The sequence below is a fragment of the Cronobacter malonaticus LMG 23826 genome (genome assembly GCF_001277215.2).
GTDB lineage: Bacteria > Pseudomonadota > Gammaproteobacteria > Enterobacterales > Enterobacteriaceae > Cronobacter > Cronobacter malonaticus.
The window spans coordinates 2110075-2136950 of sequence record NZ_CP013940.1; the positions used below are offsets into that span (position 1 = coordinate 2110075).

Annotated in this window: 22 protein-coding genes and 1 pseudogene; 6 read left to right on the forward strand and 17 right to left on the reverse strand. The window is 58.4% G+C overall.

Features of this window, described 5'->3' with window-relative positions:
• Positions 1–2 precede the first annotated feature (2 nt).
• The 3 genes from AFK66_RS10030 to AFK66_RS10040 all read left to right on the forward strand — a co-directional run bounded on the left by AFK66_RS10030 (position 3) and on the right by AFK66_RS10040 (position 5990).
• The gene (locus AFK66_RS10030; RefSeq protein WP_023898803.1) at positions 3–2990 is read left to right on the forward strand and encodes a virulence factor SrfB; all 2988 of its coding nucleotides are present in this window, start codon (positions 3–5) and stop codon (positions 2988–2990) included.
• Positions 2987–5185 carry a virulence factor SrfC family protein gene (locus tag AFK66_RS10035; RefSeq protein ID WP_023898804.1) on the forward strand — a complete coding sequence of 733 codons (2199 nt, stop codon included), beginning with the start codon at positions 2987–2989 and terminating at the stop codon, positions 5183–5185. Before AFK66_RS10030 ends, AFK66_RS10035 begins: the two co-directional genes overlap by 4 nt.
• Before the next feature lie 301 nt (positions 5186–5486).
• Positions 5487–5990: an anti-virulence regulator CigR family protein gene (locus tag AFK66_RS10040; RefSeq protein ID WP_023898806.1), complete on the forward strand. Its 504-nt coding sequence runs from the start codon at positions 5487–5489 to the stop codon at positions 5988–5990.
• A gap of 46 nt (positions 5991–6036) precedes the next feature.
• On the opposite strand, the gene AFK66_RS10045 is transcribed toward AFK66_RS10040, so the two are convergent.
• Positions 6037–7098 (reverse strand): sugar phosphate isomerase/epimerase family protein, encoded by a 1062-nt coding sequence (locus AFK66_RS10045; RefSeq protein ID WP_023898807.1) that lies wholly within the window; start codon positions 7096–7098, stop codon positions 6037–6039.
• Between the two features lie 227 nt (positions 7099–7325).
• On the opposite strand from AFK66_RS10045, the gene AFK66_RS10050 reads away from it, so the two are divergent.
• Entirely contained in the window at positions 7326–8864 is a 1539-nt protein-coding gene (locus AFK66_RS10050; RefSeq protein ID WP_007774806.1) for a methyl-accepting chemotaxis protein, read from the forward strand.
• A gap of 51 nt (positions 8865–8915) precedes the next feature.
• Here AFK66_RS10050 and AFK66_RS10055 read toward each other — a convergent pair whose 3' ends face one another.
• The 9 genes from AFK66_RS10055 to AFK66_RS10095 form a co-directional block, all read right to left on the reverse strand.
• Positions 8916–10271, reverse strand: coding sequence for an esterase-like activity of phytase family protein (locus AFK66_RS10055; RefSeq protein WP_007793242.1), 1356 nt, complete (start codon positions 10269–10271; stop codon positions 8916–8918).
• Between the two features lie 100 nt (positions 10272–10371).
• Positions 10372–11226: a 4Fe-4S binding protein gene (locus AFK66_RS10060; protein ID WP_007774800.1), complete on the reverse strand. Its 855-nt coding sequence runs from the start codon at positions 11224–11226 to the stop codon at positions 10372–10374.
• On the reverse strand, positions 11226–12062 hold the full coding sequence (locus AFK66_RS10065) for a dimethyl sulfoxide reductase anchor subunit family protein (protein WP_032983383.1): 837 nt from the start codon (positions 12060–12062) through the stop codon (positions 11226–11228). Before AFK66_RS10065 ends, AFK66_RS10060 begins: the two co-directional genes overlap by 1 nt.
• Entirely contained in the window at positions 12055–12684 is a 630-nt protein-coding gene (locus tag AFK66_RS10070; protein ID WP_007774794.1) for a DMSO/selenate family reductase complex B subunit, read from the reverse strand. The genes AFK66_RS10065 and AFK66_RS10070 overlap by 8 nt, the downstream gene beginning before the upstream one ends.
• Positions 12671–15049, reverse strand: a complete 2379-nt coding sequence (locus AFK66_RS10075) for a DMSO/selenate family reductase complex A subunit (protein ID WP_032983382.1) — start codon at positions 15047–15049, stop codon at positions 12671–12673. The genes AFK66_RS10070 and AFK66_RS10075 overlap by 14 nt, the downstream gene beginning before the upstream one ends.
• A 172-nt stretch (positions 15050–15221) precedes the next feature.
• Positions 15222–16418, reverse strand: a complete 1197-nt coding sequence (locus AFK66_RS10080) for a c-type cytochrome (RefSeq protein WP_023898810.1) — start codon at positions 16416–16418, stop codon at positions 15222–15224.
• Complete coding sequence (locus tag AFK66_RS10085; RefSeq protein WP_007774788.1) at positions 16415–18313, reverse strand: NAD(P)-binding protein; 1899 nt, start codon at positions 18311–18313, stop codon at positions 16415–16417. The genes AFK66_RS10080 and AFK66_RS10085 overlap by 4 nt, the downstream gene beginning before the upstream one ends.
• Before the next feature lie 102 nt (positions 18314–18415).
• The gene (locus AFK66_RS10090) at positions 18416–18616 is read right to left on the reverse strand and encodes a hypothetical protein (protein ID WP_004388074.1); all 201 of its coding nucleotides are present in this window, start codon (positions 18614–18616) and stop codon (positions 18416–18418) included.
• 55 nt (positions 18617–18671) lie between these two features.
• Entirely contained in the window at positions 18672–19010 is a 339-nt protein-coding gene (locus AFK66_RS10095; protein ID WP_032968171.1) for an FxLYD domain-containing protein, read from the reverse strand.
• A 168-nt stretch (positions 19011–19178) separates the two neighbouring features.
• Here AFK66_RS10095 and AFK66_RS10100 point away from each other — a divergent pair, with 168 nt between their 5' ends.
• Positions 19179–19550, forward strand: coding sequence for a putative T6SS immunity periplasmic lipoprotein (locus tag AFK66_RS10100; RefSeq protein WP_007774786.1), 372 nt, complete (start codon positions 19179–19181; stop codon positions 19548–19550).
• 58 nt (positions 19551–19608) lie between these two features.
• Here the strand turns inward: AFK66_RS10100 and AFK66_RS10105 are convergent.
• The 3 genes and pseudogenes from AFK66_RS10105 to AFK66_RS10115 form a co-directional block, all read right to left on the reverse strand.
• Positions 19609–19878: pseudogene (locus AFK66_RS10105) on the reverse strand (GNAT family N-acetyltransferase); the annotation flags it as partial.
• Between the two features lie 23 nt (positions 19879–19901).
• A complete protein-coding gene (locus tag AFK66_RS10110) occupies positions 19902–20768 on the reverse strand; it encodes an acyltransferase family protein (RefSeq protein ID WP_032968169.1) in 867 nt (288 codons plus the stop codon).
• 589 nt (positions 20769–21357) lie between these two features.
• Positions 21358–21813 (reverse strand): GNAT family N-acetyltransferase, encoded by a 456-nt coding sequence (locus AFK66_RS10115; protein ID WP_007774783.1) that lies wholly within the window; start codon positions 21811–21813, stop codon positions 21358–21360.
• A gap of 256 nt (positions 21814–22069) precedes the next feature.
• Between AFK66_RS10115 and AFK66_RS10120 the strand changes: the two genes are divergently transcribed.
• Positions 22070–22549, forward strand: a complete 480-nt coding sequence (locus tag AFK66_RS10120) for a hypothetical protein (RefSeq protein ID WP_007774782.1) — start codon at positions 22070–22072, stop codon at positions 22547–22549.
• 118 nt (positions 22550–22667) lie between these two features.
• On the opposite strand, the gene patD is transcribed toward AFK66_RS10120, so the two are convergent.
• From patD to AFK66_RS10140, 4 genes are read right to left on the reverse strand one after another with little or no spacing between them, the layout of a single operon-like run.
• Entirely contained in the window at positions 22668–24095 is a 1428-nt protein-coding gene (gene patD / locus AFK66_RS10125) for an aminobutyraldehyde dehydrogenase (RefSeq protein ID WP_007774781.1), read from the reverse strand.
• A 17-nt stretch (positions 24096–24112) separates the two neighbouring features.
• Entirely contained in the window at positions 24113–24919 is an 807-nt protein-coding gene (locus tag AFK66_RS10130; RefSeq protein ID WP_007774780.1) for an ABC transporter permease, read from the reverse strand.
• Complete coding sequence (locus AFK66_RS10135; protein ID WP_023898814.1) at positions 24909–25853, reverse strand: ABC transporter permease; 945 nt, start codon at positions 25851–25853, stop codon at positions 24909–24911. The genes AFK66_RS10130 and AFK66_RS10135 overlap by 11 nt, the downstream gene beginning before the upstream one ends.
• Positions 25854–26867 (reverse strand): ABC transporter ATP-binding protein, encoded by a 1014-nt coding sequence (locus tag AFK66_RS10140; protein WP_023898815.1) that lies wholly within the window; start codon positions 26865–26867, stop codon positions 25854–25856.
• Positions 26868–26876 lie beyond the last annotated feature (9 nt).

A 26876-nucleotide genomic window follows, 5' to 3' on the forward strand; every position in this document is an offset into this window, starting at 1 on the left:
TTATGCTGGCAAACCTGTGTGATTACAAACAGAGCGTCACCCTGATTGAAAACAGCGGGGTGCAATTTCTTGATTTCGGCCTGACGCCGATTGAAGCGCCTCATGACGGGCGTTTTGTGCGTAAAACCGCCAACGGGCCGCTGCTGCGTCTCGATTACGATATAGCCTCCGGTAAATTCACCCTGCCCGCCCGCCACGGCGGTCAACCTGAAGTGGTGAAACCGGAAAGCAGCGTCGCGCTGAGCCAGTCGCTCGCTATCCTGGATGGCGTCTGGCTGCCGCTGCCGGTACTGCGCTTTAACCCACCGCGTACCTTTGTGCAGGGCCCGGACAACTGGGCGCGCGTGCAAATCCGCAAACTCAGCGAGCCAGACGGCGCGGGCAACACGCACCGCGTGACGCTGGCGTTCGACACGCAAATCCAGGCCGATGAAGGCGCCGCCTCCCAGCTCGCGCCTGTCGAGAATGACGTGCGCAACGGCACGCGTTTCGCCCTTGCCTGGCGCGATGACGAAGTGGCCGATTTTCTCGACCAGACCTGGGTTGACGGCTGGCTGCGTGAAGCCTTCACTCAGTTTGTCGGCGCGAATGAAGGCCGCAGCGAGCAGGAGATCCAGCGCGCGCTGAAAGTGTTTGAATATCAGGCCCACTGGCTCAATCTGATGTCGCTCCTCGGCAACCAGCTGAGTGTACCGGAGCTGAAAATCGTCACCGGCACGCTGAGCTCGCAGCCGGTGGCGGTGGATCTGATTCTCGATGTTGGCAACACCCACACCTGCGGCGTGATTATTGAAGATCACGGTGAAGCGAATGACGGCCTGCGCCAGACGATGGAGTTGCAGGTACGATCGCTTAGCGAGCCGCAGTTTATGAATGCGCTGATGTTCACCAGCCGTCTGGCCTTCGCCGAGGCGCGCTTTGGCAAACAGCATTTTTCGGTGGAGAGCGGACGCGACGAAGCGTTCGTCTGGCCTTCCATCGTGCGTGTCGGCGACGAAGCGCGCAAACTCGCGATGCAGCGTCTTGGCACCGAGGGCAACAGCGGTATTTCCAGCCCGCGCCGCTATCTGTGGGATGAAACCCCGGCGGCTCAGGAGTGGCGCTTTAACCTGATGACGCCGAAAACCCAGCGCGAGCCACTGGCGACCGCGGGCCCGCTGATGAACCTGATGAACGACGACGGTGAACCGCTTTGGCAACTGCCGCCGGAAGAGCGTCTTCCGGTCTTTTCGCCGCAATACAGCCGCAGCTCCCTGATGACCCATATGCTGTGCGAGCTGCTCGCCCAGGCAGTCTGCCAGATCAACAGCGTCGCCAGCCGCCTGCGCATGGGCAACGCCAGTTCGCCGCGCCAGTTGCGCCAGCTGATCCTGACGCTCCCGTCGGCCATGCCGAAACAGGAGCGCGAGATTTTCCGCCGCCGTATGCAGGAGGCCATCGCGCTGGTCTGGAAAGCGCTGGGCTGGCACCCGCACGACGACGATTTCAGCGCCGAAAAAGGCCAGCGCAAGAGCCGCGTACCGGTGCCTGAGATCCAGATGGAGTGGGATGAAGCGAGCTGCGGCCAACTTGTGTGGCTCTATAACGAAGCGATGGTGCATTTCGCCGGGCAGACCGAGCGCTTTTTCGCAAGCCTCGCCCGCCCCGATCGTGAAACCCCGGCGGGCGCCACGCCGGGCCGTCAGCTTCGCGTCGCCTCGATTGATATCGGCGGCGGTACGACGGATATGGCGATCGCCGAATATCAGCTTGATGACGGCGTTGGCAGCAATGTGAAAATCAGCCCGACGCTGCTGTTCCGCGAAGGGTTTAAAGTGGCGGGCGATGACATTCTGCTGGATGTTATTCAGCGCTGCGTGCTGCCTGCGCTTCAGGAACATCTGCAAAAAGCAGGCGTGGCCGATGCCGCGACGCTGATGTCCACGCTGTTCGGCGATTCCGGGCGTATGGACACCCAGGCGATTCTGCGCCAGCAGACCGCGCTGCAGCTCTTTATGCCGCTGGGCCACGCCATTCTCTCGGCGTGGGAAAACAGCGATCCGACTGACACGCAAAGCGGCCTCTACACCACGTTCGGCGAACTGCTGAAACAGCCGCCGACCCGCAACGTGCACAATTATCTCCACCAGGCGATTGAACATGCGCTGCCCGCCGGCAGCCCGGCGTTTAACGTGCTGGACGTGCCGCTGCAGGTGAGTTTCAGCGAGCTTGAAGAGGCGTTGCATAGCGGGAAGTTCAGCATCTGCGCGCCCATTCAGGCGCTGTGCGAAGCTATCTCCTATTACTGCTGTGACGTGCTGCTTATCACGGGTCGTCCGGGCTGCCTGCCGGGCCTACAGTCGCTGATCCGTCTGCTGCAACCGGTGCCGGTCAGCCGTATGGTCTGGCTCGATAACTATGAAGTGCATGAATGGTATCCTTTCAGCCAACACCGCCGCGTGGGCAACCCGAAATCCACCGCCGCCGTAGGCGCGATGCTCTGCAGTCTGGCCCTCGACCTGCGCCTGCCGCGCTTTAACTTCAAAGCAGCGGATATTGGCGCGTACTCCACCGTGCGCTATCTGGGCGTGCTGGATAACGTCGTTAACACGCTGCGCGACGAGAACGTCTGGTATCGCGATATCGATCTCGACGCGCCGGGCGCGAAGCTCGACGCCCGCCTGCACTTCCCGCTGCGCGGTAATGTAACGCTCGGCTTCCGCCAGCTCGATAACGCCCGCTGGCCCGCCACGCCGCTCTACACGCTCTCGGTCAACTCGCCGGAGCTCGCGAAAGCCATTGCCGGCGACGGCGTGCTTAATGTGCGTCTGCAACTGACCGGCGGCGGCAAACATGACGCGCCGGAAGGCTTCACGCTTAGCGAAGCCTGGCTTTCTGACGGCACGCGCGTGCCGCCGGAGCAGGTCACTTTTAAACTGAATACGCTGGCTGACCGTCGCAGTTCCGGCAGCCATTACTGGATCGACAGCGGGAGCGTTTATCTGAAATGACAGTCTCTACCCTCATTAACCAGACACTCACTACGCCTGTCGCCCTGACCCGGTGGGTCGAAACCACCCGCATCCATGCGCCGCTGCTGGATGAAGAAGCAGGCCCGCTGCTGGCGCGCCTGAACGCGCTGCGTGCCGGGGCGCAGACGCTCAGTACGCTCGCCAGTGAACCGCGCACGCTCGGCTTGTATGGCCATTCCCAGGCGGGCAAAGCGCACCTGCTGGCGACGCTTGCCAACGGCTCACAGGGTCAGGTGTCCGTGGCACCGGGTGATAAGCACCTCGACTGGCTGACCCATATCAACCCGGGCCACAGCGCGACGGCGATGGCGGTGCGCTTTACCCGTACGCCACCAACGCTTCCGGAAGAATTTCCGCTGCGCCTGCGCCTTTTCAGCGAAGCGGAACTGATACAGATTTTCCTCGCACACTACCAGACCAGCGGCCAGGCGCGCGCCGTTAGCGAAGAAGAGCTGCGCCAGCGTTTAGCTCAGCTGCAAAGCCTCGGCCAGCCGCAGAGCCACCCGGCCATCAGCGCGCCGGATGTGATGACGCTTGCCGCCCGCTGGCGTGAACTGACACCCGCGCGCCAGCGCACGCTGAGCGACGACGCCTGGTATCAGCTCGCAGAGCTGCTGCCCGCGCTGAATCTCCCTGAACGCGTGCGGCTCTACGCGCTGCTGTGGGGTGATATCGCAGAGCTGACGCAGCAGTTTATGACGCTTGCCGAAGGCCTGTTGCTGCTCGGTCATGCCCGCGAAGTGGCCGCGCCGCTAAGCCTGCTCGTCGATAACTTCTCCCTGCCGGTGGAAGGCTTTTTGCTCCCGGCAGGCTCCGGCGAAGAAACGCTGCCGGACGAAGTACTGGTGCGCGCACTCGAACAGCAGCAGTTGCAGGGCATGGTCAGCCTGCCGCTCACGACGCTGACGCTGTTGTGCGCCGAGCTGACGCTGCCGCTCGCAACACCTTCTGTACCAGAAGGTGTCGATCTGCTGGATATTCCTGGCGCGACGTTTCACCAGAACGACAGTCTGAATGCCAGTAAAATCGCCTTTCTGCTCGATTATTATCGTCAGCACCAGCAGCCGGACGTTCTGATGGTGTGTAACGCCGTACAACGCCGTGCTGACATCGCGCCGGTGGCGCGCGCGCTGCTGCGCTGGGTGAACGCCACGCAACCGGCCTCCCCTGACGCGCTGCCGGGTCTCGTGTGGGCGATTACGCCGCACGATGCCCGCTTCCTTGACGGCCAGCATCTGGATGAAGGCGTTCAGCGCCTTCTTGGCAAGCCGGGCCACACCTGGGGCACGTTGCAGGCGCTCGACGGGCGCAACCTGCAACGTCTGACCGAATGGCTGTCGCAGGCGCTGAGCCAGAGCAGCCGCGAGCGCCGTCTGGCACTGCTGACCGAACAGGCCCAGGCGCAGCCCGCGCTGCTGTTCAGTCGTTATCTGGCCCCGCTGACCGCCAATGCGGCGACGCTGCGGGCCACGGCGGAAAACGGTGTGCGCACATTGCAGCGCCAGGCCGCGCGCCACGGCGATCTGCTCCAGGCGCTGCTGCCCGATCCAGCGGCATTGCAGGCGCTGTGCGAAACCGAAGAGCGCCGCGAAGAGACGCCGCAGGGGCTGTTCAGCGCCGAAATCGATCTTTTCGGTGAATCCACCTCTACGCGTACGGTTGATACCGCCTCCGGCGCGTCGCTCGCCCGTCGCGCGCACCGTCTGTGGGTGAATCATGTTCGCCAGTGGATGCAGAGCGAGGAACATGCCGCGCAGCTCGGCATTGACCCCGCCACGCTGCACTGGCTCGGCGATACGCTGATTATCGCGAGCTACCGGCTGGATCTCGCGGCCCGTCTGGAGACGCTGGCGGCGCACGAAGGGCTTTCCGGCGCGCAGCTGCGCGCGGAGCTTGGCAATTTCGTAAGCTGGCTGGGCTTCGAGCGCGTGCCGCAGGCCGAGCGCCCGGCGAGCCGCGTCAATCCGAACGAGCGTCTGTTCGCCTCTGCCGTCGCGCACGATAAGCGTCTGACGCGGCTTGGCGAAAAACCGGTTCATGCCGCCACCCGTTATGTCTACGACTGGCTGGTCGCGCTTTACACCCGTGCGATTGAAAATATCGGCTACGAACATCCGCTCGATATTAAACCCGCCGATCGTCAGGCACTGGCGAAAATCATCGGCCTGCGTTAACTCCTTCCGCCGGCGCATCCGCGCCGGCGTTTTTAACCTGCGATTCTCTTATGCGCTGTGCTAAACGCGTTGCCCACTTTTAATAAGTTGTTCCCGAAACGCTGTTCGTTTCTGCGGCGCTTTCGCGCACTGTTTTACTGTTTATTTGTACAGCTATATTGCCGTTTCAAACAGGCGCAGGCAAACCGACGTTACGATTTTGCGAGACGCGTTCCGAAGTCTGAAATCCAGGAATAAGCGCCATCGATTTTTGTTGCCGTTGTGCTGAAATAACGCTGCATCGCCTGAATGAGGAAGGGTTATGAAAACTAAACGTCTTAATGCGCTGGCGCTTCTGCTGGCAGCCTTTACGGTGTGCGCCACACCTGCGCTGGCAAATCCCGGCAACGGGAATGGCAATGGTAACGGCCACGGCAACAGCGGCAATCATGGTAACGGTAATGGGCACGGTAACAGCGGTAAACACGCCGCCCATAATGAGAATGACAAGGGCAAGGCACCGGGACGTAAAAACTACGGCAAACCCGACCACGTTGAGACGGATATCAGCTACAGCCGCGCGCGCAGCCTCGCTGTGAATTACGGCCTGACCGGCTATGAATCACTGCCACCCGGCATCGCGAAGAATCTCGCGCGCGGTAAGCCCCTGCCGCCGGGTATCGCGAAAAAATCGGTACCGGCCAGCATGCTGAACGAACTGCCGTATTACCCAGGTTATGAATGGAAAATGGTCGGCGACGACCTGGTGCTGATTGCGCTGAGTACGGCGCTGGTGACGGCCGTCATTAATAACGTGTTTGACTGATAAATGCTTTCTCAGAGAGCAACGCCGGGCGCAACGCCCGGCTTTTTTATTGAGGCTCCAAACCGAGCATCGCGCGCGCCGCGCCGCGCTCATGGCTTCCGGACGCGTAATTCTCAAAGTTCTGCTCAGAGACATGAATAATATGTTCGGCGATAAATTTCGCCCCTTCCCGCGCGCCGGTTTCACCGTTTTTCAGGCAACACTCCCACTCAAGCGTCGCCCAGCCGGGGTAATCGTAGCGCGCGAGCTTACTGAAGATGCCTTTGAAATCGATTTGCCCGTCGCCCGGCGAGCGGAAACGGCCGGGCCGGTCAATCCAGGGCTGATAACCGCCGTAAACGCCGCTGTCGGCTGAAGGCCTGAACTCGGCGTCTTTGACGTGAAACGCCCGGATGCGAGAATGCCAGCGGTCGATAAACCCCAGGTAATCCATGTGCTGAAGCAGCATATGGCTCGGATCGTAGAGAATATGGCAGCGCGGGTGGTGGCCTGTGAGTTCCAGAAAACGCCCGAACGTTACGCCATCATGCAGATCTTCACCGGGGTGCAACTCAAAGCAGAGGTCCACGCCTGCCTCGTCAAAACTGTTAAGAATCGGCAGCCAGCGGCTTGCCAACTCGTTAAATGCCTCTTCCACCAGCAGCGGATTGTGCGGTGGCCACGGGTAGAAAAACGGCCAGGCGAGCGAGCCGGAAAAGGTGGCGTGCGCCGTGAGATTGAGGTTTTGCGAGGCGCGCGCCGCAAGCTTCAGCGTGCTGACCGCCCACTGCTGGCGCGCAACCGGATCGTGGCGCACCGCCTCGGGTGCGAAACCGGCAAACGCCTGGTCATAGGCCGGGTGTACCGCGACCAGCTGTCCCTGAAAATGCGTCGACAGCTCGCTGATTTGCAGCCCCATATTACCGAGCGTTTCACGCACCTGCGCGCAGTAATCCAGGCTTTCCGCCGCTTTGGCGAGATCGAAAATATGTGGCAGATGCGTCGGCAGTTGTACCGCTTTATAGCCAAGCCCGGCAGCCCAGGCCGCCAGCGTATCGAGCTGGTTAAACGGCGGACGGTCGCTGATAAATTGCGAAAGAAAAAGAGATGGCCCCTTTAGCGTTTTCAATCTCACTCCTATGGCGCACGTGCGCAAATCGCTGATGCCAGCGTTAAGCATAGCCTGGTGAAACATAAGCCTCGCTTATTGTACCTGCTATAGATATAACCCTTTGTTTCGTTGGGAAAAACCCATTTAACCTAAATTTTTTGGCTGACATTCCGATAACCGTCTGGTGGCACTCCTCTTTTTGAGTGGCCGGGTCGCTGTGTTACAACCTCACGCAAGGGAACAACATGTCAGTAAGGCGTTTTTCATTTCTCGTTTTCAGTCTGTTACTTTTTATCTTTCTCGTCAGTACCGTCTCTAACCTCTGGTCGCTCACGCGCAGCAACCAGTCGCTGGATAACGTGAATAAAGAAATTCGCGTGGTGCTTTCGGTGATTGACCCCATTAACCATAGCCGTACGCTGCGCGTGCGCCTGATGGAGGCGATGATTAACGCCTCTCTTGGCGATACCCAGAAAACGCAGGCGTCGCTTGAATCCGCTAACGAGGTGATGCAAAAAGCCATCGCGGCGTTCAATAACTACAAAGCAGCCCCTGCGGTTGAAGGCGAAGAAGCGCTGGCGGCCCCGTACCGTCAGGCCTGGCAGGCCTATGTCGATGACGGCCTGCGTCCGCTGATGGATGCGGCGAGCCGCAACGATACCGCGCGGTTTAACCAGCTCGTAAGCACCACAATTCCACAACTGGATCGCCAGTTTGAGATCACGCTCGATCAGTTGCTGGCGTTTCGTGAGAAATATGCCCAGCGTCTGAACCAGGAAGCACAGGCGCGTTTTGTGAACAGCATCGTCACCATCGCAGTGTTCGCCCTGCTGTTTACGCTGCTGATTGGCGCGATGTTTATTCTGCTGAAGCGCCGCGTACTGTCGCCGCTGGATGCCGCGCGTCGTCACTGCCAGCAGATGGCGGAAGGCGAGCTGCACACGCCGGTGCTCTCCGGCTCGAAAGATGAGATTGGCGAGATGCTCGGCTCGCTTGAGCAGATGCGTCTGTCGCTGGTCAATATCATCGCCCAGGTACGCGACTCCAGCCAGAGCGTGGCCCACGCCGCAGAAGAGATCGCCGCCGGTAACGTCGATCTCTCGGCGCGTACCGAAGAGCAGGCCGCATCGCTTGGCGAAACCGCCGCCAGCATGGAACAGCTGACCTCCACCGTGAAGCACACCTCGGAGAACACCGCCGAGGCCAATAAACTCGCGGGCAATATGCGCAGCGCCGCGCAGGAAGGCAACGCAATTGTCGAAGAAGTCGTCGTCTCCATGCAGGAGATCGAATCCAGTTCCAGTAAGATCGACAACATTATCGGCATTATCGAAGATATCGCCTTCCAGACTAACATTCTGGCGCTCAACGCCGCGGTGGAAGCCGCCCGTGCGGGTGAGCAGGGTCGAGGTTTTGCGGTGGTGGCAAGCGAAGTGCGTAACCTGGCGCAGCGCTCGTCGGTGGCCGCGAAGGAGATCAAAGAGCTTATCGAGCAGTCCGGCGAACAGGTGGTGCTGGGCAGTGACCGTGTGGCGCGCGCGGGCGAGAGCATGAAGCGCATTATCGGCTCGATTAAACAGGTCTCTGAGCTGATGTCAGAAATCGCGCTCTCCACTGGCGAGCAGAGCCGTGGGATTGAGCAGATTAACCAGGCCGTCGCGCAGATGGATTCCGTCACCCAGCAGAACGCCGCGCTGGTGGAAGAAGCCTCTGCCGCCGCCCACTCGCTGAAAGAGCAGTCACAGCTGCTCAATCAGGCGGTCGCGGTGTTTAAACTGAGCTAACGGTTGTAAAACGAGTCAGGGCAGGTGCCAGCCTGCCCTTTTTTATTGCGCTTAAAGCGGTTTATCGAGCTTTATAACCCACAGTTCATTCTGCGAGGCGGGTTTTTCCAGCGGCTTAATGCCGATTTTGCTGGCAACCGGCTTGCCGTCCAGGGTCAAATGCCCCTTTCCGTCGACGTTGTAGTCATCCATCGCTTTTTTATCGCCCTGCGGCTCCAGCAGCTCTGACTGTAAACCAAAGTCGTTATCGTTAATGACCGCGAGGGTTTGCGAGTCGATAAGCGCCAGCCCTTCGGCCTTTTCCTGCTGCCAGCCCAGTTCACGCAAATCAACCGCCAGCTGTTTTGTGGCGAGCTTCACGCCGCGCGCGTTGAGTTTTTCCGCATCGTCAAATTCCGGCGGCTGGGTGTTATCCAGCGTGCTCAGATCGGTGGCGTTGCTGAGATCGACCACATAGATACGGTTGCGCATGGTTTTGTTTTTATCGCCGCCCTGCTCGATAAGCAGAATACGATGGTCATCGAGCGCCACGATATCGCCGATTTTAGCGTCTTTGGCTTTTTTATAGACGTCGATGTCGATCGGATAACCGTACATCGCGGTTTTACCGGTCGCCGGGTCAAAACTCACCAGACGCGTAAAGCGCGCGGTGTTTTTGGTTTTGCCGTCGATATCCAGCGTGCTCTGCACCGCCGCGATAATGCGCCCGTCCGGCATCCGGGTCAGCCCTTCAAAGCCGCGGTTAGGCTGACGCCATTTAATGATATTTGGCAGTCCGCCCGCCACGCCCTCTTCACCCTTACCGGCCTGCGGGCCATGTTTAGCAAGGATCGCGCCGCTGGCGTCCACATGAATAATAAACGGACCATATTCGTCACACAGCCAGTAGCCGCCCTTGCCGTCTGGCGTGATGCCTTCGGTATCCAGCCCGCGCTTATCGCCAGTGAGCGTTTGCAGCGCGTCGTTGAGCGCCAGCTCATTCGTCGCGCCGATAAGCCCGGCAGGCAGCGGCAGACCGCTGATATTGCCCTGATCGTCATGCAATGGCATCGGGTCGCTCGCCTGCGCCTGATCTTTGCTGACGCGAATGGTCATCATCAGCGGCGTGTACTCCGGGCTTGCGAAGATTTTCGACTCCTGCTTACCCATTTTCGGCGAGTCGGCGTTCGGGCCGCGGTCGGTGACGGTCGCGAAAATCAGGTCATCGCCCTCTTTGCGTAAAAACAGCAGGCCGGAGCCAACGCCTACCGGCAGGCCATTCGGAAACGCGCTGGCGTAGTTGCCGGAATAGACCACATGGTCTTCCTGCGGAAACGTCACGACATAGCGTTCAACCTGCGGCGCGGCGGCCAGTGAACAGAGCGGAAAAAGCGCGGCGAAAGCGAGCGTAAGCGGTTTAATTTTCATTGTTCACAGATCCAGAGTCGGGGTGAGACTGTTATAAGACGCAGGCGTGACAGATTAATGACAGCGCCCTTTTCCCCTGTGGATTCAGCGAGTCACAGCGTTAACCGCCGCGCATGTTGAAGCCATGACGCCGACAAACCGGGCACAGCTTCTCGCCCTGCCGCCATGCACGCCACGGCTCGCCGCAGCGCTCGCAGCGGGCGTGATGCAACGCCCGGTGAATCAGCGGCCCGGCGTCGCCCTCCGTTATGGTTATAGCCTTAACCGGGCACACCGCCGCGCAGTCGCCGCAACCATCGCAACGTGCGGTATTGAGTGTGAAATCCTCTTCATCAAAGCGAATCGCGCCGCCTGCGCACACCCGGTCACAGGCGCCGCATACCAGACAGCGCGTGGTGTCCAGAACGGCGACACAGGTTGTGGAAAACGCCCCCGCCGCGCGCCGTGTGGCGGCGTCATAGCGTACGCGTGCGAGTTCACCGTCAGGCCTCAGCAGACGGCGCTTCGCCTCCCCGGGCGTTGATGAAACCGCAACACACTGCCAGGGCGGCTCGCCGCGCTTTTTCAGCCACAGGTTAAGTTCTGCCAGCGGACGCAGCCACAGCGGGTCACGCATGAGATCCACCGCAACCGCGCGTATGCGGTACTGCGTATGCCAGAGCATCAGCTCCTCTGCCGCGACCGGCAGCGTGTACGGCCCGAGCAGTACGCCATCGCGATGGGTACGCGCCAGCGGCACGAGACTCTCAAACGCGTCCGCCGGGCAGACAAACAGGCAGATCCCGCAGCCGGTGCATCGCTCCGGGGCGAGAATAACCTCATGATTGTGGATGGCCAGCGCGCCGGTCGGGCAGCGTGTTACGCAATAATCGCAGCGGCTGCGGGCCAGCCGTTTCCTGGCGCAGCGCGCGCCCACACAGGGTTGTGCGGGCGCGAAGGTGTCAAAGAGATCCATCAGCCATCAATGGAGAAAAATGCCAGACGCAGCAGCAGTTCGCCGATGAGTATCAGCGTGCTGCCGGTCATTTGCGACGAGCGCGAGCCATGCGGGCGCGTCAGCCCGGTCATCAGCAGCATCGCGCCCGCCGCTGAGCAGCACCAGCCGGTGAGGCGCAGCCCGGCGCAGGCGTTGAAGGCCGACAGCGGTTGCAGCGGAAACGTCACCGGTACGATAGCCTGCGCTAAAAAGTGATAGTACGCAGGCTGAATGAGAAGCCGGATCAATACCACCGCCAGTGCCAGCAGCGAGAGACGCCGGCTGGCGGCGAGCTCTGCCTGCGCGTTGAAGGCCGGACGCAACGCGAGGCGCAACTGTAACAACGACGCGCCGATGAGCACGACCGAACCCAGGAACATGGCCCAGGTGTTGACGTGCTGCCAGGTGACGACAGACGCGTGGCAGTAAATGGACGCCATGGCCACCATATCCGCAAGCCCCGCCAGCACCGTCAGCCACAGCAGCGGCCACGGCACGGTGCGTTTCATTATCAGCAGCAAAATACTGATAGCCAGCAACGCCATAAACACGCCCGCGAGCGCAATCTCCCGGCTGAGCCAGGAGCTGGACAGATGGCGCAGCGCATTAAAGGCGTTGAGGGGATAGCCCAGATGCAGCGTAGAGGCGAGCAAACCGAGCGCCGCCGCAACGCCCACACAAACCAGCGCAGGCAGTGTGGCGAGCGTATGCCGCCCCGCGCGGGGCATCAGCCCGGCGGTCAGGCAAAGCATCAGCGTAAAGCCCACCGCGCCCTGCATCAGCAGCGTAAAAATCACTAACGGAAACTCATGCATCATGCTGTTCCTCCTGCTGAGCGCCCTGATGCGGCTTAATAACCAGATTGGGTCTGGTGACGGATGACGGCGGCAGGCCGTTGACGTCTGAGAGTGTGCCGAAGCGTTCACGCAGCGCACTAATCGGCCCGAACTGGATAGCCCCGAGCGGGCACGTGGCGACGCACACCGGCGGCTCGCCCTTCGCCAGCCGATCGATGCAGAAATCGCATTTCGACATCTGCCCGGTCTGCGTATTGCGCTGCGGCGCGCCGTAAGGGCACGACCAGGCGCAGTAGCCGCAACCGACGCATTTATCGGTGTTCACCCGCACGATGCCGTCGCCGTCGCGCTTGTGCATGGCGGTGGTTGGACAGTTGCGCGTGCAGATGGGGTCTGCGCAGTGGTTGCACGAAATCGACAAGGTATAAGCAAAGACATTTTGCATAAGCCCGCCTGCGCCGGTGGGCGTGAAGCCGCCGCCGTGAACCTCATAGACGCGCCGAAAGCGCCGCCCCGGTTCGAGATTATTTTTGTCTTTGCACGCCACCTGGCAGGCTTTGCAGCCTGAACAGCGCGACGAATCGATGAAAAATCCCAGTTGCTCGCCGCTGACCGGGGGATAGTCTTTAAACTGACTCATGTCTGGTTACCTCAACGAGCAGGGTTTGATGGGCGTTGCCTTTGGCAAGCGGAGTGATGCGCGCGCTGGTGAGCACATTCGGACAGCCGCCGTTATCGACGCCGTCAGCATCCGGCTGCCACCAGGCACCCGCCTGCATCGCCACCACGCCGGGAATAATGCGCGGCGTCACTTCGGCGGGAATGCGCACCACGCCGCGATCGTTATAAATACGCACCAGATCGCCCTGCTGAATGCCGCGCGCGCGGGCGTCCTGCGGGTTAATCCAGAGCTGCTGGCGCTGCACCTCCTGCAGCCACGGGTTGGCGTATTGCGTCGAGTTGGCGAGGTTTTTCCCCTTCCACGTAATGAGCTGTAGCGGATATTTGTCGCGCAGCGCGTCTTCTGGCCCTTCTTTCGCGGGCACATAGTGCGAAAGCGCCGGGATCTCCGGGTGTTTCATCTCCCAGAGTCGCTTAGAGAAAATTTCAATTTTGCCGGAGGGTGTCGGGAACGGATGGTTGTCCGGGTCGCGGATATTCTCTTCAAACGCGACATACGGCGGCGATTTCAGGTAGACGTGCGGATTGGCGCACAGCCCGGCGAAATCGGGCAGCTTGCGATCCGCCAGCGCCTCGCGGGTTTTCTCCCAGATATGCTCCACCCACTGTTTTTCGCTGCGCCCTTCGCTAAAACGCGCCTCGATACCGAGCTTACGCGCGACCTCGCGCAGCCAGTCGTAGTCCGAGCGGCGCTCAAACTCCGGCTCCACCAGCTTTTGCGACAGCAGCAGATAGTTGCCGGTGCCCCAGGTTTCGCCGATGTTCCAGCGCTCCATAAAGCTCGTTTCGGGCAGCAGCAAATCGGCGTAGCGGGCGCTGGGCGTGAGGAAGAGATCGCTTACCACGATAAACTCAACCTTGCTTTCATCTTCCAGCACTTTCACGGTCTGGTTGATGTCCGGGTTCTGGTTCGCCAGATAGTTGCCCGCAAGATTAAAGATGAATTTGATGTTGCTGGAGAGTGTTTCAGCGCCTTTTAAACCATTTTCTGGTGTGACCTTCGCCGCGTCGTCGCACGCCTGCACCCAGTTCATGATGGAGATTTTTTCCGCCACCGGGTTCGGTACGCTGTACGGATCGGCACAGAACAGCCGGTTGCCGATGCCGCCGTAGCCGGCCGCCCAGCCGCCCTTAACGCCGACATTGCCGGTGATGGTGGCGAGCAGTGTGGAGCCGCGCGCGGTGCGCTCGCCGCAGATATGGCGCTGCGGCCCCCAGCCCTGGATTAGCGCCGCTGGTCTGGTGGTGGCGTAGTCACGGGCGAGCTGGCGGATGGTCTGCGCAGGCACATGGGTGATGCGCTCCGCCCACTCCGGCGTTTTTTTCACGCCATCTTTTTCGCCAAAGAGATACGCCATCAGCGATTCTTCCGCCGGTACGCCTTCCGGCAGGGTGTTTTCATCAAAGCCAATGGCGTGACGCGCGATAAACGCGCTGTCATGTAGGTTTTCGCTGATGATGACGTACATCATCGCGTCCATCAGCGCGTTGTCGGTGGTGGGCAGCAGCGGCACCCACTGGTCGGCGAGCGATGCCACGGTGTCGGAGTAGCGCGGATCGACCACGATAAACCGGGTGCCGCTGCGCTTCATCTGCTGGAAGTAGTGGTTAGTGTGACCAAAAACGGTTTCGTTCGGGTTATGACCCCAGAGGATCACAAGCTTTGTGTCTTTGAGCGTATCGAGCGAGCTGCCGCTGGCGGCGGTGCCGTAGGTGTAGGGCGTGGCCGCCGCGGTGTTGCCCATACTCACTGAGTGATAGGACTCAAGATAGCCCCCGGTCAGGTTCAGTAAACGCCGCGCCATTTTATCGCCGGAGAACGCGCCGCCGGAAACGGCCGTGTCGGTGTGCATAAAGCGCGACGCCGGGCCATATTTGGCGGTAATTCGGCGCAGGTTATCGGCGATAAGCGTGGTCGCCTCATCCCAGCTGATGCGCTCGAACTTCCCTTCTCCGCGTTTGCCGACGCGCTTCATCGGGTATTTCAGCCGGTCCGGGTGGTAGACAAACTGACGATACCCTCGTCCGCGCACGCAGGGGCGCATCAGCGGCATCTCAGGATCCACCTCGTTATCCGGGCAGGTGGAGATGCGCGTTACCACGCCTTCTTTAACGTGCGCGCGGATATCGCATTTGCCGCCGCAGTCAAAGGTGCTGCATGTCGGCACGATTTTTTCAGCGGCCTCTGCCACAGGCGTATCAGCGTTAGCCTTGCCTGCCTTCACAAAAAGCGGCGCGGCCGCCAGCGCCGAGGTGGCGCGCAGAAAGTCGCGGCGCGACAGCCCGCCCTCGCCCGGCCCATCCTTTTGGGTTAGTGGTTTCATTCAGTTCCCTCATCAAAAGGGCGTATTCTGCAAAGCCCTGAAACGGGAAAGCTTGATGGTTATAAATGGGAAAAAATTGAACGGCGCGTAGCGGAAAGTTTCAGAAAAACGGGCGGGAAGAAAGACGAAAAGGAGAAAAATGGCACCGCCTGAGCCAGCGGCGCCGTGTGACTTACTCGTTGTGCTGTTGCTCGCGGGCCTCTTTCACCTGCGCGGGCGTGACGGGTGCGGCATGGTTGCCGAAACTGCCGCGAATGTAGTTGGTGACATCCGCCGCATCCTGGTCGCTGAGCGTCCAGCCGTAACCCGGCATACTGTACGGCAGATGGCCCTGCGTCACCGCCGTTTTACCGCCCTCCAGCACCACGCGCAGCAGCGTCAGCGGGTTCCCGGCGTTCACGGTGAGATTGTCTTTCAGCGCCGGAACGGCGTACTCCGCGCCCTCGCCGTTGCTGGCGTGACAGGTGGCGCAGTAGCGGGCATAGAGCTGATGACCGTTCTCCATTTCGGCTTTCGCCACCTTCGGCGCGTCGCCTTTCGCCGGCTCGCTGCCCGGCAGGCTTAACAGATAATTCGCGATGGCGCGGTTGTCGTCATCGGTCAGGTATTGCGTGCTGTTAGTGACAACCTCATCCATTGGCCCACTCAGCGCCGCGTGTTTACTGCGCCCTTCGCGCAGCAGCACGGCGAGATCCTCTTCGGACATTTTCAGCCCGCGCAGCGACGGCGCGTACCAGCCGTTAAGCGCCTCGCCCGCGAGGAACTGCTCATCACGCTCGTCGAAAGCTTTTTCCTGCATCCCCACGCCGCGCGGCGTATGGCATGCGCCGCAGTGGCCCGGCCCCTGCACCAGATACGCGCCGCGGTTCCAGGCCGCGCTTTTATCCGCGCGCGGCGTAAACGGTTTATGGTCCACAAACAGGCTGTTCCAGATGCCAAGCGGCCAGCGTATCGAGAGCGGCCACGGAATGTCGCTTTCGCGGTTCGCGGTGGCCTGCGGTTTAACCTCGTTAATCAGATAGTCATAGAGCGCGCGCAGATCGTCATCGCTCATCTTCGCATAGGACGGATACGGCATCGCCGGGTAGAGATGGTGGCCGTCCTTCGCAATACCTTCGCGCATGGCGCGGGCGAATTCGTCATAGCTGTAGCTGCCGATACCGTGGGTTTTATCCGGCGTGATGTTGGTGGAGTAAATATCGCCAAGCGGCGTGGCGAATTTCAGCCCGCCCGCCAGCGGCGCGCCGTCCGCGGCCGTATGGCAGGCCATGCAGTCGCCCGCGCGCGCCACATATTCGCCGCGCGACATCTCCTGCGCGCCCGTGTGCGCCGCCCACAGGCTTAACGCCAGTAACGTAATACGTTTCATGCGCCCTCCTTCGCCATCTCGTGCAGCTCTTTCACCGCGCGGTAGCCCTGATCGATGGCCGAGTTGGCATACGGGCTCCAGTCGGCGTCCGAGTTGGCGATGGTGATGCGTCCGACCGGCTGCCGGGCTTTTTCGATGATTTTTTGCGAACCTTCTTCATCGTCAAACAGGCCGCTGAAGAAGTAAGAGTAGCCGTGTGACCAACGGTTAACCGTAATGGCCGCGATATCGCGCTCGTGATCAAACCCGGCCGCGCCAAACATGCCCTGAAGCTGGTCGCGGATCATCTTCTCATGCACTTCGAACGGCGTGCCGAGCAGGAACGCGCGCCCCTTGCGGAACTGCTCGCGGGCGCTAAGCCCGCTGCCGGGGAATGTCGGCACGTAAACCATATGCAGGCCGATGGGCGCGTTCGGATCGCGTGGGTGCTGGTAGCCGCCCATATCCACCGGGTAGTCGAGCTTGACCCGGCTGTAGGGTGCTGCGGGCGAGTAGATCTCATGTACGCCGAGCTTCATAAACGGCTGCCAGTTGCGAATAACCACTTTGCTGTAGACCAGCGGTGCTTTGACGTTCTGCTTCAGCGCCTCCTGCTGCTCGTGCGGAATTTCCGGCACCAGATACGGGATCATCATGTTGTAGCCCGCCATCACGGTCTGCCCGGCTTTCACCTTGTGCAGTTTACCGTCGCGCAGGTAGGTCACTTCCACCCCGCCCGCCACATTGGCGGCATGTACGCCGGTGCTGTTGAGACGCAGGCGCACCGGATGCGCCGGTTTATCCAGCTGGCTGTAGTCGAAGGTCGCCAGCACGATATCTTCCATGCTGTTACCCGGCGCCACGGCCGGAATAAGATGCCGCACCATCAGGCGCGCCAGCCCGGCGTTGCCGTCCGGGAAGTGGTAAATATACGGCTCTTCGAGATCCGCCAGCGATTCAGCGTCAAGCGGCGGCAGATCCATGCCATCAAGCCCCGGCAGCGCGCAGATACGCGCGTCGCTCGCTGACGTGCCGTCGATGCCAATCGCCTGGAAATCGTTGGTGCGCTGCTGGAAATAGCGGATGGCGCTGTCGCTTAACCCCACCTTTTCGCGCAGGAACTGGCTGTAGCTGTGGGAATCAAGCCAGGCGACTTTATCCTCGACGCTCAGCCCGGCGAGATAATCTTTTTTCTCAGTGTGCAGCGCGATTAGCGCATCGCGGTCCGCCTGCGGCAGCGGGAAATCGTTAATGAAGTCGCGAATGTTGCGGGCGTTCATACGATCAGGCGGAATATCGTCCGCCACCGCGCGCCCCGGATCGCCGCTGACGATTTTATCGACGCCAAAGTTGGTTTTATCGAAATAGACGCCGCGGCTTAAGTGGTGATCCGGGTAGAAGGTTTGATCGAAGCTTTTCGCCATGCGCTCAATGCTGACGTTCAGCGTTTTCAGCAGCCCCATTGCGATTTCGCTGAAATTACTGGCCGGCGACTGGAAAGATTCGCTGCCGCCGTAGCCGAGCACGGTTTTCCCGTCGACGTGAAATTCGTTGCGCTTGGCGTGACCGCCAAAATCGTCATGGTTATCGAGCAGCAGAATGCGCTGCTGCTTTCCGCGCAGCTCCTGCCAGAAACAGGCGGCGGCAAGGCCGCTGATGCCCGCGCCGACAATCACCAGATCATACTCCTCCTCCACCGGAACGCTGGCCGGGTCGAACCGCTTATCTTCACGCCCCAGCGCGTGCGCCTGCTCGAACGAGCCGGGATGGTTACCGCGAAGGCCCGTCAACGTCGGCGGATAATAGAGCGACTGCGCTGCCGTCTGCGGCGAGGCGCGCAGAATTTGCCACGGCGTCATTCCGGCGGCCACGGTGATGGCGACGCCATTGAGAAAATCACGTCGGGTGATTGCCATAGAACTTCCTTAAAGGACAAAAATTATTGTTTTCAGTTTGTTATATAATGGTACAGAATTTTTGCCTGCCAGACACCCCGGCAGGCGTGGATTGCGGAAGGATTAAGCAGAAAGTTTACCGGTTTGCGCGACTTCATCGAGCCGCTGCTGCATCTCTTTCAGGTTATCAAGCAGATTAGTATCGGCCTCGGTCGCCGTTTCGCCTTTGCCGGTAATGACAAAGTGGTAATTTTCCTCGCGACAGGTGGCGGTATATTCATACGCCCCGCCCGGCTGCTGTTTTTTGTCGATAGACAGTGACATACATCCTCCTTTCAGTCGTTATCTCTTAAAAGGTAGAGTATTTTCGCGCACTGCGTCAGGGGATCGCCGAAAGCTCAGCCAGCCGGAAGTGATCGGGTTTGAATATGCGCGTGGGGCATGGCGCTTCAAAATGCCAGGTATCATCCGGCGCGAGGTTAAAGGTTATCGCGGTGGTATAGCCCACCACCATGCCGTTGCGCAGAAGATTAAACGCCACATAGACCTGCCGTAAGGATCGGTCGGTGAGGTTTTTGACCATACCGTCAAGGCGCAGCTTATCCGCCTCGGTTTTCACAAAATGGACGTCTGTAAGCGCCACCGGCGCGATATCCGCCCGCGCGCACTGCATAAACAGCGTGCACGCGAGCACGAACATGGTGAATAGTCGTTTCATGCGTTCTCTGGGTTATGCGGGTGTAATGCTTGTTCAGAATGTTAACCGATTCATAACGCTGCTTTAACCAGTAAAACCGCTAAAGGGTAAAGAGATGTGAATGTTCGCGCCGGGCTACAGGTATACTGGCGGCATTCACTGCCATGATTTCCTAAGGAATATAGACACATGAAAAAATGGACGATGCTGGCTGGCGTGCTGATAACGGGTTGCGGCGCCAGTGACGATCTCAGCACGCGTTATACCCATGAAGTCTCCGTCCCGGTAGCGTATCAGGGGCAGAACGTCTGTTTACGGCTCCCGCTGCAAACCGGAGAGAAAATCGTCTCGGCCATTGTCTATAACACCCGGAACCCTGCAAAACAGACGATATTCCCGGCCACAAAACCAGTCACCTCTGGCGCGTTTTGCATGACGCCCGCTGAGTTTACCTTCGTGGCAGGCAACGATTACCTGGCGGTGATTGAGGCAAATAGTGCCAGTACAAATGCGAAATCGACCCGCCGCGCCTTTAGCGCGGCGTTTCATATACCCCAATAAAAGGCGTGATTCACAACGCGTCAGCGCGCAGAAATGTACTCCTGGAACACATAGCGAATCATCCCTGTTCGTCTCCATTGGCCAGCGATTTGCACAGATACTTCGGCGATTCGGTATAGCCCTGGCGGTAATAAAAGCGGTGCGCGTCGCTGCGACGGCTGTGGCAGTGAACCTCAATACGATCGCAACCACGCGCGCGGGCGAGCGTCTCACCTTCACTTTCCAGCAGCCTGCCGATCCCTTTGCTGCGGGCGTTGCTGCTCACACAGAAATAACTGATGCGGCAGAAATCGCCTTCAAGCGCCAGCTGGGGAATAAAATTTTTCGAACCAACTAATTTCCAATAACTTATTACCTTGTTATAGTTTTGTGGGCCTTTTTGGAAAAGATAAAACGCCTCAATTTTTCAGTGTTTGTCTCAACTAATAAATACATTGTTATACCTACGGCTATAACTGACAACCACATAACAATGGATGAAACTGGATTATAATTCACAGCAGGCTTGATAGACATATAAATATAATTATACAAATAAATTGAATATGAAGCAGAACCGATAAAAGAAAGAATTCTAACGACGCCACCATCCCAATTCATTGATGTCATTTTTACCATTATCAAGCCAAATATAATGGAAACAAAAATTTCATATGGCCTGACGTTATTATCATATCCCTTTCCTTTATATAACAGGAGAGCTAGCAGGATAAGCGTAACGCAAGGTGCAATCTTGAATCTATCCATAAAATTAACTATTGGAGCACCATTGATTTTAAGTATATAACCAAAGATAAATAAAGGCAAATATACAGGAAGCCCCCAATTATACAACGGGTTAAAATTGAAATAGAATATTAAAAGAGCCAAGGATAGGGTTAGCAAAAAGAAAAGCCATGCATTAAAAGGCTTTCTGATGGAATAAAGTAAAAAAGGCAAGAGCACATAAAACTGCATTTCAACCGCTATTGTCCAAAACACGCCAGAAATACTAAACAAAGTCGATCCAAAAAAATTATGAACAAAAGTTAAATGCGTCAATATGTCAAAATAAGTGGTGTTTTTGGTTGTTATACCATATGTATCTATAATATAAACCCATACAGCCACAGCAATATAATATGGTGGGGCTATTCTGAGGAATCTTTTTGAAATATATCTACAGTAGCCTTTTAGGTTAATAGCAGCAGCAAATTCACGTTGTGTGGAAATCCCCATGCAATACCCTGAAATAACAAAAAAAAATGCCTACCCCCACCCATCCGTTACCCATAAAGCCCAGGAGATCAAATTTATCGCCAAGAAGGAAAGCAGGACGCCCGGTATCACGCCAAATATGAAAAGTTAAGACAAGCATCACAGCTATTGCTCTTGACACATCAAGAAGAGCATTCCTATTCACTCTCAATCTCCAACATAAGTTATAAAACACCGTCTGCTATCATAATAGCAAGCAGAGTTTGCATTGTATAATGCAAATGCATTTCTGGTTCAAAGTAAACGAATTAATTACCTAAGTAAATTCACAAATGGTATGACTTTAACTTCCGGAAGGCGTTACTGCTCCAGTTCTAATGAGATAAGGTAAACAGTGCCCCAGTTGCTGTCATATGGAAAGAAAAGTTATGTTTTTTCATACAAACGTTATATTTCTGAAACGCCCCTATAAGTTTAACAACTTCATCAAAAAGCCAAGCCCCAGTTCACCTTGCAATACACATGGATATTATATTGTTAATGCTATAGCCGAGCTGCCCAAACAGCTGGCAAAGCGCAGGCACAACCTTAAGCGTGGCATGACGAAGATTCACTGTTTGTCTCCTTCGCGCCTGGCATCAACCAACGATTTGCACAGATACTTCGGCGATTCGGTATAGCCCTGGCGGTAATAAAAGCGGTGCGCGTCGCTGCGACGGCTGTGGCAGTGAACCTCAATACGATCGCAACCACGCGCGCGGGCGAGCGTCTCACCTTCACTTTCCAGCAGCCTGCCGATCCCTTTGCTGCGGGCGTTGCTGCTTACGCAGAAATAGCTGATGCGGCAGAAATCTCCTTTAAGCGCCAGCTGGGGAATAAAATGCAGCGACAGTACGCCAAGCAGCACGCCGTCTTCTTCCGCCACCAGCACCCTTTCGTCCGGGTGCGCCAGCAGTTCCGCGAGGCGTTGGTCGATAAAGTGCGACGTATCCGGGTAATCCAGCTCGGTTAATAAGGCGCTGATGGCCGGGGCATCAGCAGGCGTCGCGGTTCGGGTCGTTATCATGGTTATCTGTCTCTTTACGCTGGCGAGGTACGAGTGGTGATGGAGTGACATTAGCCTTGGCCGCGATAAGTGGCTGTGTCAACTGCGGTTTCTGGGGGGCAGTGGTTTGCTTTAAGCTAATGAAAACGGCTTTCTGGCTCTTAAATATTTCCTGTTTGGCCCCTGTTATTATGATAACCCTGTTATTTCACGTAGGTGAAAAATAACAAAAAAAGCTTATTATCTCTCTTTTACTAGCCCCTACAAAGGAAGAGACATGCCGGACCCAGCAACGTATTCAGCGATAGCAGCGACCTGTGCAGCGATTGCCGCAGGAATTAATGCTTACATTGGTTATAAAAACAGAATGGACGCTCTCGATAAGCCCGTTCTGGACAGGCTTATAAAAAAAGCAGAAGAGTGTAATGCCCTGATTCTTAAGAACCACCATTCAATAATTTATGAAGATGGTAAAATGGGTGATACCTCCCGCATATATACATTGCTTTATCTTTCTATGAAAGATTGTGAAAGCGTCGCCAAAGGCATGCCGCTTATAAACAGAATTGGTTATTTTAAAAACAAAAGAAATTCAAAAGTTGAAGATCTTAAAGACTATTTTTTTGATACATTGCACTCAACTATCTGGATTGATCTGAAAGATAAAAACGCAATAAACAAGTCGAGAAACCAAACTTTAGTATCGCAGGCTAAAAGTGTTAGCAAATTTTATGAAAAGCAAATAAAAAGCAAATAATGCCAATATTATTTTTCAGGTAACACCATTATTTAACCGAAATTCTAAATTCGCACTCACTGCCCGCCATGACAAAAAGCTGATTTGCCTGTTTACGGCAAATCAGCCCTGACTTTATTTATCCGTGCTTAATCATCACATGCCGCACGACGGTGTAATCCTCAAGCCCGTACATCGACATATCCTTGCCGTAGCCGGAGAGTTTCTGACCGCCGTGGGGCATTTCGCTTACCAGCATAAAATGCGTGTTCACCCAGGTGCAGCCATATTGCAGGCGGGCGCTGAGGCGGTGCGCGCGGCCAACGTCGCGGGTCCAGACGGATGACGCCAGCCCATATTGCGAATCGTTGGCGTAGGTGAGCGCCTGCGCTTCATCATCAAACGGCGTCACGCTGATTACCGGGCCGAACACTTCGCGCTGCACGATAGCGTCCTCCTGCTTCGCGCCGGCGAGAACGGTCGGCTGGAAGTAGTAGCCCGGCCCGTCGACTTTCGCGCCGCCGGTCACTACGCGAATATGCGGCAGCGCTTTCGCCGCCTCCACTGCCTGGCTCACGCGATCCAGATGCGCTTGTGAACTGAGCGGGCCGAGTTCGGTGGTTTCATCCTCCGGCGCGCCTGTTTTCAGGCTGCCCACCGCCGCGCCGAGCTTTTCAACGAGCGTGTCGTAAATCCCTTTTTGGGCGTAAATGCGACACGCCGCCGTACAATCCTGGCCCGCGTTATAGAACCCGAACGTGCGGATGCCTTCGACGACGGCGTCGAGATCGGCGTCGTCAAACACCAGCACCGGCGCTTTACCGCCAAGCTCCATATGGGTGCGCTTGATGGATGACGCGGTACGGCTGATGATGTGTTCTCCGGTGGCGATAGAGCCGGTGAGCGACACCATGCGCACTTTCTCATGGCTGGTGAGCGGGTCGCCCACCGTCTGCCCGCGGCCAAACAGCACGTTCAGCACGCCCGCCGGGAAGATATCTTTCGCCAGTTCCGCGAGTTTGAACGCGGTAAGCGGCGTAATTTCAGAGGGTTTGAGCACTACGCAGTTGCCCGCCGCCAGCGCCGGGGCAAGCTTCCAGGCGGCCATCATCAGCGGGTAGTTCCAGGGCGCGATAGAGGCCACGACGCCCACCGGGTCACGGCGGATCATCGAGGTGTGATCCGCCAGATATTCCCCGGCGGCAAGCCCGTTTAAGCAGCGCGCGGCACCGGCAAAGAAGCGGAACACATCCGCCACCGCCGGGATTTCGTCACCCGCCACGCAGTGCAGCGGCTTGCCGCAGTTTTTAGATTCGAGCTGCGCGAACGTCTGCGCGTTCGCTTCAATCACTTCCGCGAGCTTCAGCAGCGCCTCGGCGCGCTCCTTCGGCGTGGTAAGACGCCACTGTTCGAACGCCGCGTCGGCGCTCTTTACCGCCGCATCCACCTGTTCAGGGCTGGCTTCGGCAATCTCCAGCAGCACCTCGCCCGTCGCGGGGTTATAGACCGGCAGGCGCTCGCCCTTGCCTTCCACCAGCGCGCCGTTAATCAGTAATTGACTCTGCATAGCGTGTTCCTTTGAGGTTATTTGCCGCTACCGGCGACAGTTTCATCATCGCGCGTCAGCCACCACGCGCCCAGAATGGGGATCATGGTGAGGAGCATGACGCACAGCGCCACCACGTTCGTCACCGGCACGTCGCGCGGGCGGCCAAGCTGGTTCAGCAGCCACAGCGGTAGCGTGCGCTCGTGGCCTGCGGTAAACGTGGTGACAATAATTTCATCAAACGAGAGTGCGAAGGCGAGCATGCCGCCCGCCAACAGCGCGGTGCCGAGATTGGGCATCACGATATAGCGAAAGGTCTGCCAGCCGTCGGCACCGAGATCCATCGACGCCTCAATCTGGCTGTATGCCGTACGTCGTAATCGGGCAATCACATTATTAAAGACCACCACCACGCAAAAGGTGGCATGGCCCACTACCATCGTGAGAAAGCCCGGTTCGATGTCGAGCTGTTTAAACGCGGTGAGCAGCGCAATACCGGTGATGATGCCCGGCAGCGCGATGGGCAGCAGCAATAGCAGCGACACCGCGCTTTTGCCGAAAAACTCGCGCCGCCAGAGCGCGGCGGCGGCCAGCGTGCCGAGCACGAGCGCCAGAAGCGTCGCAAGCGTCGCGACTTTAAGTGACAACGTCACCGATTCGAGAATATCCGCACGCTGCGCCGCCACCTCAAACCAGCGCAGCGTAAAGCCCTGCGGCGGAAAGCTAAAGGCGGATTCTTCAGTGTTAAACGCGTAAAGCGCGATAATCGCCAGCGGGAAGTGCAGGAAAATCACGCCGCCCCAGGCGGCGATTTTGAGCGGCCACGGCGCGCGGTCAGAGTGCATCGAACGCTCCCAGGCGCTTCACGAACGCCAGATAAACGGCAATCAGGACAATCGGCACCAGCGTAAACGCCGCCGCCATCGGCATATTGCCAATCGCCCCCTGCTGGGAATAGACCATATTGCCGATGAAAAAGCCCGGCGGGCCGACGAGCTGCGGCACGATGAAATCGCCGAGCGTTAATGAGAAGGTGAAAATCGAACCGGCGGCGATGCCCGGCACCGCCAGCGGCAGCACCACGTGGCGAAACGTCTGAGAGGGCTTTGCGCCGAGATCGGCGGACGCCTGCAGCAGCGACGGCGGCAGACGCTCCAGCGCCGCCTGCACCGGCAGGATCATAAACGGCAGCCAGATATAGACGAACACCAGAAACCGTCCAAGTCCGGAGGTGGAAAGCGTGTTGCCGCCAATGCCCGGCAGCGTCAGCAGCGCGTTAAGCGTCCCTTCCAGCCCCAGATGTTGCAGGAACCACTGCGCCACCCCGTCGCGCGCCAGCAGAAGCGTCCAGGCGTAGGCTTTGACGATATAGCTCGCCCACATCGGCAGCATGACGGCGATATAAAAAAACGCCTTCAGCGAGCCGCGCGTGTAGCGCGCCATATACCAGGCCATTGGAAACGCCAGAATGGCGCAGGCGATGGAAACAGCAACCGCCATGACCAGCGTGCGCACGATGATGTCGTAGTTGGCCGGATTAAACAGCGCGCTCAGGTTGGCGAGCGTGAAATCCGGCGTTACCGACATCGTAAAGTCATCGAAGGTGTAAAAGCCCTGCCAGAGCAGCGTCAGCAGCGAGCCGAGATAGATAATCCCGAACCATATCAGCGGCGGCAGCAACAGCAGGAACAGCCAGAGAGTCGGACGCCGCCACAGCAGCGCCGCCGCGCGTCGCAGCGGGCCACTGGCGCGCGCAGGGGGCGAAAGCGTCATATCCATCTACCCCTCTCCCTGCAGCCGAATCATGGCGGCGCGCGCCCAGGAGGCGGTAACGCTCTGCCCCGAGCGCGGCAGTGACGCATCGGCCACCGGCGACGGGTTCGCCTGGCTTACCAGCAATTTTTCGCCCCCCTCAAGCGTCAGCTCCACGCGCGTGGCCGCGCCCTGGAACTGCACCGTCTGCACCGTACCGCGCACCTGGATGTCGCCAGGCTCGTTAAGCCGGATATGCTCAGGACGCAGCGAAAAGGTGCCCGGCTCGCCGCCGAGGTCACGCATCATGGATTCACTCAGCACGTTCGCGGTGCCGACAAAACCCGCAACAAACGGCGTGCGCGGGCGCATGTAGAGTTCGCGCGGCGCGTCTATCTGCTCGATGCGCCCGTTGTTAAACACCGCCACCCGGTCGGACATCGACAGCGCTTCGCCCTGATCGTGCGTAACGAACACAAACGTAATGCCGAGCGAGCGTTGCAGGTTTTTCAGCTCCACCTGCATCTGCTCGCGCAGTTTGAGATCGAGCGCGCCGAGCGGTTCGTCAAGCAGCAGCACGCGAGGCTGGTTGACCAGCGCCCGGGCGATAGCGACGCGCTGGCGCTGCCCGCCGGAGAGCTGCGACGGTTTGCGCGCATGGGTAAAACCGAGCGCCACCCGCTCCAGCGCCTCGCGGGCGCGGGTAAGCCGCGTTTTTTTATCGACGCCTTTAACCATCAGCCCGTAAGCGACATTCTCCAGCACCGACATATGCGGAAACAGCGCGTAATCCTGAAAGACCGTGTTAACGTCGCGCTCCCACGGCGGCAACTCGCTGGCTTCGCGCCCGAACAGGCGAATAGCGCCGTCGCTCAGTTGCTCAAAGCCCGCGATCATCCGCAGACAGGTGGTTTTGCCGGAGCCGGACGGCCCCAGCATCGAGAAAAACTCCCCGTCTTCAATCGTCATGCTGACGTTATCGACCGCGCACACGTCGCCGTAGCGCCGCGAGACCTGCTGAAACTCCACTGCGTAAGCCATACGTCCCCC